This window comes from Catonella massiliensis, from assembly GCF_016651435.1.
GTDB lineage: Bacteria > Bacillota > Clostridia > Lachnospirales > Lachnospiraceae > Catonella > Catonella massiliensis.
Genome location: NZ_JAEPRJ010000001.1, coordinates 71995 through 84375 on the forward strand (window position 1 = coordinate 71995; position 12381 = coordinate 84375).

Sequence of the window (12381 nt, forward strand, 5' to 3'; positions counted from 1 at the left end):
CAATTAGGAAGCTGTAAAATATAATAGTTCATTATGTTTGAGACTTAGTAAATTTATTAGCTTCAGAATCACGAAGAATAATCTTATGACAATGCCATATAATTTGAACTTAAAAATAGGTTGAAAATATCCTATAATTTATATATACTAATTGAAAACAAACAAGAAAGGAAAATGCGTAATGAACCTCTTAGGAAATCATTATGCAGGATATTCATATGACTATAGATACAAATACAATGGTGTCAATTTCTGAAGCAAATCAGAATTTTTCTAAGGTAGCAAGACTGGTAGATGAGAAAGGTTCGGCTGTAATCTTAAAAAATAATGTTCCAAGATATCTTGTTATCGATTTTAGTAAGGCTAATGCGGATATTGTCGCATCTGATGATGATGTGCTTAGTATCTCAAAGAAACTGATAGCTCAAAACAAAGAAGCGTATGAGGTACTTGCTAAATGATAAGATTAAGTAAAGAGCAAATTCTTATCTTACACTCTCATCTGATAAAAGAGACGGGAGGAAGTGATGGAGTTAGGGACAATAATCTTCTAGAATCAGCGATAGAGACTCCTTTTCAGTCTTTTGGAGGTATAGAGCTGTACCCATCAATTCAGGAGAAGGCGGTAAGATTAGGATATGGACTCATTAAAAACCATTGCATGGTTGATGGAAATAAAAGAATAGGAGCCCATGCTATGTTAGTGCTTCTTGCTCTAAATGGTATTGAGCTTTCGTATACGCAAAAAGAATTATATGTGGTGATTTTAGATGTGGCAGCAGGTAAGCAGGAATATGAAGACCTGCTTGATTGGGTTAGAGGACATCAAAACTAGATAAGAAGTAATTGTGAGTATATGCACGAAAAGGAGGTAATCGTACTTGGAAGAATATATTGTGGGTTTAGAAAAAGAATTTTCTTTGATAGAAAATGGCTTCAAAGAAGAAGAGAAAAGAGCCTTAACCGATTATAATTCTAATGATAATGAATATATCAAGAAGTTGGCATTTTTAGCTTATAAGTCTGACACATATCAAGTAAGGATGTATGGTGTATTTCTTTTTGGATATTTATCAGAACAAGATGATATTTTAGCATATATGAGAGACGAAGTTTCCAAAGATGACAATTGGAGAGTTCAGGAAGTATTGGCAAAGGCATTTGATGAATTTTGCAAGAAAATAGGATATGAAAAAGCACTTCCAACAATTGATGAATGGTTAAAAAACAATAATCCAAATACAAGGAGAGCAGTTACAGAAGGACTAAGAATATGGACGAGCAGACCATATTTCAAGGAAAATCCGAATGAAGCTATAGAAAGAATTGCAAACTTAAAAGAAGATGCAAGCGAATATGTTAGGAAATCAGTTGGAAATGCTTTAAGGGATATTAGTAAGAAATTTCCAGAGTTGATTAAACTTGAGCTTGATAGCTGGAAATTAGAAAGTAAAGAGATAAAACAGGTTTACAAGTTGGCAAGTAAACTGATGGTATCTCCACGCCATTTATGCCTTTTAAGATGAATCACAAAGTAGCAAATAAAGTAGCAAATAAAGTAGCAAATAAAGTAGCAAAAAAGAAAACAATAGAGTATAATTAATTGTAGTAGAGAGTAACATAGCAAATGAGAAAAACTTTTGCAATGAGAATAACGTGCTTAGGAGATGTGAAGCTATGAATATAGGAGTAGAGACAGAAAAAATAGAATTTAAGAAAACGACTGGTGAACTCAGAGAAGGAATAACTTCATTGGCTTCTATGCTCAATAAGAACGGCTATGGAGTTTTGTATTTTGGAGTTAAGGACAATGGGGAGGTTGTTGGTCAGCAAATTGGAGACAGAACACTTAGAGAAATATCCCAGTCAATAGCAAATTTTATTAAGCCACAGGTTATACCAACCATAGAACATGAATTAGTTGATGACAAAAACGTAATAAAAATCGAAGTGCGTGGTTCAGAAAAACCATACTCGGCATACGGACGTTACTATATGCGATCTGCAGATGAAGATAGAGAATTAAGCCCAACTGCACTGAAAGAGTTGATGGACAGGCAATCCTCATCAGATATTTTGACGTTGATTCCGTCACCGGTACAGGCGCTTACATTTAATAAACTTAAAATTGCATATGTAACAGCTGGTCTGACAGTTGAACAGGCAACCTTTGAAGATAATACAGGGCTGAAGAATGGAGACGGAAAATATAACATGATGGCATTCTTACTTGCTGACGAAAATGATATTTCGATAAAAGTTGTTACATTTGCGGGAAAAGATAAAATGGATCTTATAAAGAGAAATGAGTATGGAGGAACATCCCTTGTTACAGCAATAGACAAAGTGTTGGATTATATGGAATCTATTAATGAAACTAAGGTTACGATGGGAAATCATAGGCGGACAGAAGAAAAATTATTTGACATGCCCAGCTTTAAAGAGGCCTGGCAAAATGCCTGTATTCATACTAAATGGGACAAAGGGAATCCACCGGCAGTTTATATTTTTTCTGACAGAATAGAAATAATATCTACGGGAGGACTACCGGTAGATTTGAATAAGGAGGAGTTTTACAAAGGGATAAGTAAACCGGTGAATTCCAAACTTCAAAAGATATTTGGGCAATTAGGGTATGTGGAACAAACCGGACATGGCGTACCTATCATAATCAATAATTATGGAAAACAGGCTTTTGATATCATGGATAATTATATTAATGTCACTATTCCTTTTAACTATGAAAAAAAGAGTATTATAGGAATAGATGTTGATAATGAAATCAGTATTAATGAGGCGGAACAACGTGTTATCAATTATATAAGCAAAAATTCCAGTATTACGATAAGAGAATTGGTTGCGATAAGTGGATACTCTGATGGATACATTAGAAAAATGCTTAAATCATTAAAAGAAAAGAATGTCATAGAACGTAGGGGTGGCAATAAAGCTGGTAAGTGGATTATTATAATGCAAAATCGGGGTGAGACTTTGTAAGATAAAATAGAACATTACTATCCGGTTTAATGGTAGTCAGAGGAAATCAGCTCATAATCTGCCTCAGTAATAAGGGTATAGCATAAGATAACTGCGCATAATCAAAAAATAAGCGGTATATGTAGGTAGGCGGTATGCCAAGACCGGTTGTTATAGTTAGTGTATGATTATAATTGACAATAACAAAAAAGGAGGACTTCTTAAATGAACGTAAAAACAGAATTTTTAAAAATCATGGCAGAACAAACAGAAATAGCCTTAGCAACATCTGTAGATAATATTCCTAATGTGAGAATAGTAAATTTTTATTTTGAGCCAGCTGAAAATATACTTTACTTCTCTTCTTTTGAAGGAAACGATAAAATCAAGGAAATTAATTCAAATCCTTATGTGGCATTTACTACAATTCCTCACTCAGGAAATGAACATGTAAAAGCTAAGGGGATGGTCAAAAAAAGTTCTAAAACAATTTTTGATGTTGCAGAGCGATTTATTGCTAAAATTCCAGCCTACAAAGATACTATTGAATATGCAGGGGAATCCTTGATATTATTTGAAGTAAGATTTGATACAGCTATAGTTACAAAGGATTTAAACACAATTAAAACATTAGAGCTATAATTTGTTTTCTCAAACAAAATGAGGTACTCCAGGAGGGAAAGTTAATGATAAACTATTGCTATATATATGGAGACAGTGATGAGAAAAATCTGTATTTGGATGTAAGTGACAAAATAAAAGTAGACTACTGTCCAACCTGTAAAATGGTATTAAATCGTAAAGAAGCAATTATGCAGGCAGTAAAGATAGTTAAAATACGGAAAAAGAAATTTTTCTTTACTAGCTTAGATGGAGTATCGATAGCAAGCAGGCGTTTTTTTGAGATATATCATCAATACAATATGAAAGGAATTGAATTTATTCCGCTTGAAAGATCTGAAGGATACTATGTCTGTAAGTTTGTTAATATCATGAAATTTGATGTTGAACAATCAAAATCAATACGAATAGAATATCAAGGTAAAGTGTCATATGGAGTCTTAGATAATGGGAAGTGCGCAATTTGTCAAAGAAGTTTTGGCCATCATTACCCATTCCCATATAGAATGATCGTAGAAGATGAGGGAAAATTAGAACAAAATACCTTTTATCGCAGTGATATTGAATTTGAGGAAAAAAATTATCAAAGCCCTCTTTTATGGGCTACAGATGGTATTATTCAGACATTTACAAAAGAAAAATGCAGAATATTCTACAAAAATGTGGAGGGATATTTTGGAGAGGGCGACTGTGGAAAGTAGAGAGAAATTACCAGCTATCGCATTGCAAAGCAGCTAAGCCTATGAGCAATATAAAGAGGTGGGAGCACAACTTAGGTTGGTTGAACTAATCCCTATATCTCTCAGCAAGCCTCCTAAACCCCTCATAAGACCTCTCTATCACCTTAGTATCCACACAATAAGCTATCCTTGCATATCCCGGGCAGCCAAAGGCAGATCCCGGAACTAAGAGGATTCTTTCCTTCTTAGCCTGCTCAGCGAAGGCCTTATCATCCTCAGGCGTTTTCATAAAAAGATAAAAAGCACCCTCAGGCTTTATGTAGGAAAAGCCGATTTCGTCAAACATCTTCATAAGTTTATTCCTGTTTTCTTCATACACACTTATATCAGCACATTCATCCAGACACTCTGCTATAGCAAGCTGCATAAGGGACGGAGCATTTACAAAGCCGAGTATTCTTGTGGCAGTATTCGTGGCAGAGACCATGTCAGAAAAATCTTCAATCTCAGTAGGGATGACGAGGTAGCCTATACGCTCGCCGGGGAGGGAGAGGGACTTGCTGTAAGAGTAGCAGACCATGGTGTTTTCATAGTATTTAGTAAGATAAGGCACAGTTACACCGCCGTAGACCAGCTCCCTGTAAGGCTCATCGGAGATAAGAAAGATAGCATGTCCTATTTCTGCGCTCTTTTCTCTAAGTACATTCACTATGTTTCTAATATCCTCCTCAGAATATACTACACCTGTAGGATTGTTAGGAGAATTTATTATTACAGCCTTGGTATTGGTGGTGATAGCCTTTTTTAGTTCCTCTGCATCGGGCCTAAAGCCACCTCCTGTATTTGGCTTAAGGGCTACAAGCTTTCCGCCAAAGTTATCAGCGTAATGCCTGTATTCACTAAAATAGGGCGAAAAGGTAATGACCTCATCGCCAGGGTTTAATAAGGTCTTAAAAGCCACGTTGAGACCTCCCGCGGCGCCTACAGTCATTATTATATTCATAAATGAAAAGTCCGTTCCAAACCTCTTATTAAGTGAGGAGGCTATCTTTTCACGGACAGCCTCATATCCTGAATTATTCATATATCCGTGAAGAAAGGTAGGATTCAGATCATCCACTAAGGACTTGATTACGGTCTTTAGTTTTTCAGGAGGGTAGGAGAAGGGGTTGCCAAGGCTGAAGTCATATACATTTTCACTTCCATACTCCTTAGCCAGTCTTTTGCCATCTTCAAACATAGCCCTGATAACAGAGCTTCCTGCGAGTAAACCTTTCATCTTATCTGAAACCATAAGTACCTCACTTTCATAAAATTTTACAACATTTACATAGGATTTCACTAAAAAACCACACTTTCACATTTGACACTAATCTATCATTATGATAACATAAAATTTCAAAAGGTACACATTATTTCTTAACATACAAATATTTATTCTTGGAGGTAAAAATGAAGGTACTTATAGCGGAGGATGATTTTGCGAGTAGGAAGTTCATGCTTAGATTTTTTGAGAAATATGGGGAATGTGATGTAACAGTAGACGGCAAAGAGGCTGTTGAAGCGTATAAGATGGCCATTGAGTGCGGTGAGCCTTATGATCTTATTTGTTTGGACATAATGATGCCCGAGATGGACGGACATCAGGCGCTTAAAACTATCAGAAAGATAGAAGAAGAGAGCGGTATTGCTGAGGATGAGAGAGTTAAGATAGTTATGACTACTGCCCTTAGCGAGACGAGACATGTGACCAAGGCATTTGAAAATGGCTGTACTGCTTACGCCGGGAAGCCTATTAACCAGGATAAGCTTGAGGCTATGCTTAAGAAGTTCAAGCTTATAGAAGAGTAGATATGAAGAAAAACAGTGTTTTGGATGAAGAAGCCTACATCTACAGGCGCCATCCTGAAGAAAGTGAAGGCGAAAAGTGGAAGAAAATGAGCAGAAAGGAAAAGCTAGCTTATTTTAATGACTATTACAGAAATAAGGTAATTATAGGCATAATTGTAATCGGCTTTATTGCGTCATTTTTGTACACCGTTCTTTCGCCAAAGGCAGATGTTGTCGTTTCTGTTGCTGTAGTAAACGATTACTGGGATGAGAATAAGGTTAATGAGCTTCAAAAGCAACTTACGGATATACTGGGGCTTAGAGAGGGTAAGCAGGAGATTCTTATCGATGACAGCTACTACCTTGATGAGTCAGGCATGGGCAATGCAGTTGCCAATACCCAGAAACTTGTAGCAAAGATTGCCGCAGGCGACATAAATGTAATCATAGCAGACAAGGCCAAATTTGATGACTTTGCCTCAAATGGGACCTTCCTCAAGATATCTGAGGTGATAAAGGATGACACTTCATATAAGGATAGGCTTACATCAAACGGCTATGGAATAAGCTTTAAGAAAAGTAAGCTTTTAAGCGAGGCCGCTAGCACCAAAGAAGAAATGATTATAGGTATTGTAGCCAATGCAGACAAAGAAGATTACGAATATATATCAAAAATGGTTAATTATATTTTACAAAAATCTTAAAAAACAAAAATTAAGTGAAATACGCTTGACAATTGATATTGACAAACTTATACTCATTTTGCTGAGTGATAAAAGTGCTTAGCTGTTGCAGATAAAATGTGATTTGAAATGAGGTAGGAATGAGCGGTAATTCATACAGAAACAACAGAAATGCATATAGAAGAAAAAGAAGAAACGAGAACAGAGGCCTGGTTGCCGTAGTTGTTGTTACGATTATGGCCGCAGGTATAATGGGAGCGTACGGATTTATAAGTCTTTTTATGGGTGATAATGGAAGCAATACAAAAAGTGTAGCTTCTACAGGTTCTGCGGTAAATACAGCCACAAATGTGACTTCCTCCTCAAGTACTGCTTCTGATAGTAAGACAGCTTCGAGCGAGACTGAGGAGGCTTCAAGCGGTGATGTAAGCAAAGAAGATACCAAGACTGTAGCCTCTAAGACCGATAAAAAGAAGGATGCCAAAGAAAAAGAAAAGGATGACATCAAAAAGCTTGTTACTGCGTCTAAGGAAGCAGAGGAAGCTTACTACAAGGATACAGTTTTCATCGGCGACTCAAGGACACAGGGGCTTCAGATAAATGCAGGCCTTACAAGCCCTGACTTCTTTGCAGGAAGAGGCTTAAATGTTAAGAATGCACGTACGGAAAAGGTTGTAAAGAATGCAGCAGGTAAGGCAGTGACAGTGGTTGATGCCTTAAAGGATAAGCAGTACAAAAAGGTATACATTTGTTTTGGTATAAATGAACTGGGATGGCCATACACCAATATCTTTGCTGATGAGTATCAAAAGACTATAGATGCCATTAAGAAAATCCAGCCAAATGCTGAGGTTGTGGTTCAGGGTATCTTACCTGTAACTGAGAAGAAGTCTAAGTCAGATAAGATATTCAATATGAAGAATGTGAAGAAGTTTAATAAGGTAATCAAAAAGATGGCTGAAGATAACGGAGAAACCTATGTGGACAATTCTCCTGCCGTAGCCAACGACAAAGGATACCTTCCGGGTGATGTAACTCCTGACGGAATACATATGAATAGGGAATATTGCAAGAGAATACTTGCTTATATCGTAAATATGAATTATTAAGAATGAGGTTAAGAAGATGAAAAAAACAACAGGCAAAATCAAAATGTTAGCGGCACTTTCAGTACTTACTCTTACAGCGAGTACTGTACTCTACGGCTGTGGAGGAAGTGGTGATACAAAGAAGACCAGCACTACTACAAGTTCTGCTGCGGCTTCAGCAAAGAGCAGTCAGGCTGCTGCGGTTGATGTAACAAAAGTAGCTGACAGACTTCTAAATGAAATAAAGTATGATGATAAGCTTGCTGAGGCAGAAAAAGAAAGTCTTGATGTCATTTATCCGGGGCTTCCAAAGGATAAGATAAAAGCTATGAAAATATATGTATCAAGCTCAGGAGGTACTTCAGAAGAGATAGCTGCATTTGAAGCGGGTGACGAAGAAACAGCTAAGGAAATCGAGACAAAGCTTAAGGAAAGAGTTGAGGCTCAGAAGACAAGCTTTAAGAACTATGTGCCTGAGGAGCTTAAACGCCTTGAGAATGCTCTTGTTATCCGCAAAGGAAACTATGTTTACCTTTCAGTATCAGGAGACCCTGACAAGGCAAAAAGCATTATAGAAGAAAACTAAACCCAAAATCTATGGGGCAGGTTCGTGCCGGAAGGAGCGTTCCTGTCCTCATTATTATGTATTGGAGAGACTTATGATATTTGCAGTAGACATGGGAAACAGCAACATTGTTCTTGGCTGCCTTGGCGGGAAAGAGCTGATATTTGAAGAGAGGCTTGCCACCAACCTGGGTAAAACCAGTCTTGAATATGCTATTATGTTTAAGAACCTCTTTGAACTCTATGGGAAAACTCCCACTGATGTAGAAGGAAGTATCATATCTTCTGTAGTTCCACAGCTTACAGATACCATAGCGGAGGCTGTAAACAAAGTATGTGGGAAGTTTCCCCTCATAGTAGGTCCCGGGGTAAAAAGCGGAATCAACATAGTGATAGACAACCCTGCACAGCTTGGCGCTGACCTCATAGCAGGCGCAGTTGCTGCCATTTACGAGTATAAGCCTCCTTTTATTATTATTGATATGGGTACTGCTACAACATTTAGCTACATAAATGAAAAGAAGCAGTTTATGGGCGGTGCCATTATGCCGGGAGTTGTGACAGCTCTTAATTCCCTTGTAAGCGGCACTTCACAGCTTATAAGAATCAGCCTTGAAGCACCAAAGAAGGTGATAGGAAGCAACACCATAGACAGCATGAAGAGCGGTACCATATATGGAAATGCAGCTATGATAGACGGTATGATAGAGCGAATAGAAGAAGAGATGGGGAGAGAACTCCTGACTATAGCAACGGGAGGGCTTGCAAAACTGGTCGTGCCGTATTGTAAGAAGAAGATAGTAGTGGATGATTCACTGCTTATAAAGGGGCTTGGACTTATCTACGAGAAGAACAGGGGTAAGAATTAGTGAAATAATTGTGTATTGCTTGCAATTAAAGCTCGACTTAGATATAATTGTATACAATGAAATTGTGTTAATGAGTTAGGGAAAGGAAGTTGAATGGACGAGAATAAGAATAAAAAACCTGGTGATAACAACTCGGGCGGAGGAATGAATAAAAAAGCCGGGATAATCACCATTATAGCGACAATTATTATATTTTTGACCTTCATCTATGGAATGCAGCTTATAAAACAGGGAATCAATAAGGAGATAACCTACAATGAGTTTGTTAAGATGATAGATGACGGCAAGGTGGAGTCGGTTGTGCTTAAGCAGGGCAAGATTGAAATCACGCCTAAGGGTTCAGCCAATGATATATATGCGCCAACTTATTATACAGGTTATATAGGTGATAATGACCTTGCAGAGAGGCTCCTTAAGGCAAATGTGAAGGTAAGCTCGCCGGTAGCGGATGCTTCTCAGGGCATACTTGAGTTCTTTGCTATCTATATCCTTCCTCTTGTGGGGATTTGGGTAGTTATGTATCTCCTTTACCGTTCATTCTCAAAGAATGCAGGCGGTATGATGGGAGTAGGAAAAAGCAATGCCAAGGTATATGTTGAGAAGCGTACAGGCATAACCTTTGCGGATGTGGCAGGTGAGGACGAGGCCAAGGACTCGCTTAGAGAAATGGTTGACTTCCTTCACAATCCTAGAAAATACGCTGAGATAGGAGCTAAGCTTCCTAAGGGAGCCCTTCTTGTAGGACCTCCGGGAACCGGTAAGACCCTGCTTGCAAAAGCAGTTGCGGGAGAGGCCAATGTACCTTTCTTCTCACTTTCAGGCTCTGACTTTGTGGAAATGTTCGTAGGTGTAGGTGCTTCAAGAGTAAGAGATTTATTTAAGCAGGCACACAGTATGGCGCCTTGTATCATATTCATAGACGAGATAGATGCCATAGGTAAGAGCAGGGATTCTAAGTATGGTGGCGGCAATGACGAGCGTGAGCAGACATTGAACCAGCTTCTTGCAGAGATGGACGGATTCGATGCCAAATCAAAGGGAGTAGTTATACTTGCTGCGACAAACCGTCCTGACGTGCTTGATAAGGCTCTTCTTCGCCCGGGACGATTTGATAGAAGGGTTATAGTTGACCGCCCTGACCTTAAGGGAAGAATTGCTATACTTAAGGTACACAGCAAAGATGTACTTATGGATGACACGGTAGATTTGGATGCAATTGCGATGGCTACAGCAGGGGCTGTTGGTTCAGACCTTGCAAATATGATAAATGAAGCTGCCATTATGGCGGTAAAGGCAGGAAGAAAGAGCGTTGGGCAGGCTGACCTTTTTGAAGCTGTTGAAGTTGTTATAGCCGGTAAAGAAAAGAAGGATAGGATACTTGGCAAGGAAGAAAAGCGTATAGTTGCCTTCCATGAGGTAGGACATGCTCTTATAACTGCATCTATGAAGAACGCTGATCCGGTACAGAAGATAACGATAGTGCCTAGAACAATGGGTTCACTTGGCTATACTATGCAGCTTCCTAAAGAGGAAAAATTCCTTCAGAGTAAGGAGGAGCTGGAGACAGATATTGTTACCTTCCTTGGAGGAAGAGCTGCTGAAGATGTTGTGTTTAACTCGGTGACGACTGGCGCAAGCAATGATATTGAGCGGGCTACAGCCATTCTTCGCTCTATGATTACTCAGTATGGTATGTCAGACAAATTTGGTATGGTAGGTCTTGAATCCATAGAGAACCGTTATCTTGACGGAAGGGCAGTGCTTAACTGTGCAGATGAGACGGCGGCCAGGATAGACAAGGAAGTCGCAAGGCGTATGAAAGAATACTATGACAGGGCTGTGAACATCATCAAGGAAAATAGAGACGCACTTGAGAAGATAGCAGAGTACCTCATTGAGAAGGAGACTATCACAGGTAAGGAATTTATCAAGATGTACAGAGAGATAAAGGGACTTCCTGAGCCTGAGGATGAAAAGGAGGATAAAGCTGAAGATAACAAAACTGATGACAATAAGGCTGATGTGGCTGTGACAGAGGAGATAAAAACAGATAATGCTGTCACGGAGAATCCCGTAAAGGATGAAAGTACAGATAAAGTAGTCGAAAACACTACTGAAAATGCCGGTGATACAGAAAAGTAATACAAAAATAGCAATACAAAAAAGGACTGTTACAAAAGAAAAATACCTGATAGGTGGTCTGTAGGACCAGATAACTTATTGGTGTATACTCATTCTGATGTAACAGTTTTTTTGTTGCAAAATTATAAACTGATACAAGGGTTAAAAGTATAATATTCGATTGTTGAATGTTTTAAAGGGTATTTTAGAATCACTGAAACTGATTATTGATATATCTAGTTTCACTATTGATAAGTGGGCAGAAAATGTGGTAAACTGATACTGGATTTTAGTGTCAAAATATTAAATTAAAGGTGAAAAGATTATGATAAAACTTGAGAGAACTTCTGTCCTCAACCTCGAGAATGCGATGAGGGGCGCTAGAAACCCTATGAATTCCTGGGATAGAACGGATAGCTATTATGATGAGAACAATAACTACATTTTAGGCGAAAATGACCTTGGCCTAGCTACAAAGCTTGCTAAGGCAGGGCCTGACCACAGGAAGTTTATCAGACAGATATTTGTGTCGGTTGACATAACTGCACCGCTTTACTGGTGGAAGGAGTATGATACCTACAAGGTGGGTACAGTAGCCAACTCCACAAGTACCATGCATAAGATTCACTCTAAGGCATTTGAAGAAGCGGATTTTTCTACTGACCATATGACAGAGGAATCAAGAAAACACTTTTTCTCCTTTGTGGACTATATGGAAGAGGTAAGAAAGAAATACGTGGAATCAAAGGATAAGACCTACTGGTATGACCTTATCCAGATGCTTCCTTCAAGCTACAACCAGCTTAGAACCTGTACCCTAAACTATGAGACCCTTTCGAATATTTACTATGCGAGAAAGGCTCATAAGCTTGATGAATGGCACGTGCTTTGTGACTGGATCAAGACACTGCCTTATGCTGAGGAATTAATAATAAACAGACAATAAAAT

The 12381-nt window shown here is 38.4% G+C and carries 14 protein-coding genes; 13 read left to right on the forward strand and 1 reads right to left on the reverse strand.

Features of this window, described 5'->3' with window-relative positions; all coding sequences use genetic code 11:
* The first annotated feature begins 218 nt into the window (after positions 1 to 218).
* The 6 genes from JJN12_RS00360 (at position 219) to JJN12_RS00385 (ending at position 4298) form a co-directional block, all read left to right on the forward strand.
* Positions 219 to 461 (forward strand): type II toxin-antitoxin system Phd/YefM family antitoxin, encoded by a 243-nt coding sequence (locus tag JJN12_RS00360; protein WP_208430268.1) that lies wholly within the window; start codon positions 219 to 221, stop codon positions 459 to 461.
* The gene (locus JJN12_RS00365) at positions 458 to 835 is read left to right on the forward strand and encodes a type II toxin-antitoxin system death-on-curing family toxin (protein ID WP_208427830.1); all 378 of its coding nucleotides are present in this window, start codon (positions 458 to 460) and stop codon (positions 833 to 835) included. Before JJN12_RS00360 ends, JJN12_RS00365 begins: the two co-directional genes overlap by 4 nt.
* Before the next feature lie 46 nt (positions 836 to 881).
* Positions 882 to 1526: a DNA alkylation repair protein gene (locus JJN12_RS00370; RefSeq protein WP_208427831.1), complete on the forward strand. Its 645-nt coding sequence runs from the start codon at positions 882 to 884 to the stop codon at positions 1524 to 1526.
* Positions 1527 to 1677: 151 nt separating this feature from the next.
* Positions 1678 to 2997: an RNA-binding domain-containing protein gene (locus tag JJN12_RS00375; RefSeq protein WP_208427832.1), complete on the forward strand. Its 1320-nt coding sequence runs from the start codon at positions 1678 to 1680 to the stop codon at positions 2995 to 2997.
* A 204-nt stretch (positions 2998 to 3201) separates the two neighbouring features.
* Positions 3202 to 3618 carry a pyridoxamine 5'-phosphate oxidase family protein gene (locus JJN12_RS00380; RefSeq protein ID WP_208427833.1) on the forward strand — a complete coding sequence of 139 codons (417 nt, stop codon included), beginning with the start codon at positions 3202 to 3204 and terminating at the stop codon, positions 3616 to 3618.
* 44 nt (positions 3619 to 3662) lie between these two features.
* Positions 3663 to 4298: a hypothetical protein gene (locus JJN12_RS00385; protein ID WP_208427834.1), complete on the forward strand. Its 636-nt coding sequence runs from the start codon at positions 3663 to 3665 to the stop codon at positions 4296 to 4298.
* Between the two features lie 85 nt (positions 4299 to 4383).
* Here the strand turns inward: JJN12_RS00385 and JJN12_RS00390 are convergent, their stop codons facing one another.
* The gene (locus tag JJN12_RS00390; RefSeq protein WP_208427835.1) at positions 4384 to 5571 is read right to left on the reverse strand and encodes a pyridoxal phosphate-dependent aminotransferase; all 1188 of its coding nucleotides are present in this window, start codon (positions 5569 to 5571) and stop codon (positions 4384 to 4386) included.
* Between the two features lie 158 nt (positions 5572 to 5729).
* Here JJN12_RS00390 and JJN12_RS00395 point away from each other — a divergent pair, with 158 nt between their 5' ends.
* The 7 genes from JJN12_RS00395 (at position 5730) to JJN12_RS00425 (ending at position 12378) form a co-directional block, all read left to right on the forward strand.
* Entirely contained in the window at positions 5730 to 6128 is a 399-nt protein-coding gene (locus tag JJN12_RS00395; protein ID WP_208427836.1) for a response regulator, read from the forward strand.
* Positions 6129 to 6130: 2 nt separating this feature from the next.
* Positions 6131 to 6811 carry a hypothetical protein gene (locus JJN12_RS00400; RefSeq protein WP_208427837.1) on the forward strand — a complete coding sequence of 227 codons (681 nt, stop codon included), beginning with the start codon at positions 6131 to 6133 and terminating at the stop codon, positions 6809 to 6811.
* 119 nt (positions 6812 to 6930) lie between these two features.
* Positions 6931 to 7899: a GDSL-type esterase/lipase family protein gene (locus JJN12_RS00405; RefSeq protein WP_208427838.1), complete on the forward strand. Its 969-nt coding sequence runs from the start codon at positions 6931 to 6933 to the stop codon at positions 7897 to 7899.
* Between the two features lie 16 nt (positions 7900 to 7915).
* Positions 7916 to 8464 (forward strand): DUF4358 domain-containing protein, encoded by a 549-nt coding sequence (locus JJN12_RS00410; RefSeq protein ID WP_208427839.1) that lies wholly within the window; start codon positions 7916 to 7918, stop codon positions 8462 to 8464.
* A gap of 73 nt (positions 8465 to 8537) precedes the next feature.
* On the forward strand, positions 8538 to 9311 hold the full coding sequence (locus JJN12_RS00415) for a type III pantothenate kinase (RefSeq protein WP_208427840.1): 774 nt from the start codon (positions 8538 to 8540) through the stop codon (positions 9309 to 9311).
* Positions 9312 to 9404: 93 nt separating this feature from the next.
* Positions 9405 to 11453 carry an ATP-dependent zinc metalloprotease FtsH gene (gene ftsH, locus JJN12_RS00420; RefSeq protein WP_208427841.1) on the forward strand — a complete coding sequence of 683 codons (2049 nt, stop codon included), beginning with the start codon at positions 9405 to 9407 and terminating at the stop codon, positions 11451 to 11453.
* A gap of 304 nt (positions 11454 to 11757) precedes the next feature.
* Complete coding sequence (locus JJN12_RS00425) at positions 11758 to 12378, forward strand: hypothetical protein (RefSeq protein ID WP_208427842.1); 621 nt, start codon at positions 11758 to 11760, stop codon at positions 12376 to 12378.
* Positions 12379 to 12381 lie beyond the last annotated feature (3 nt).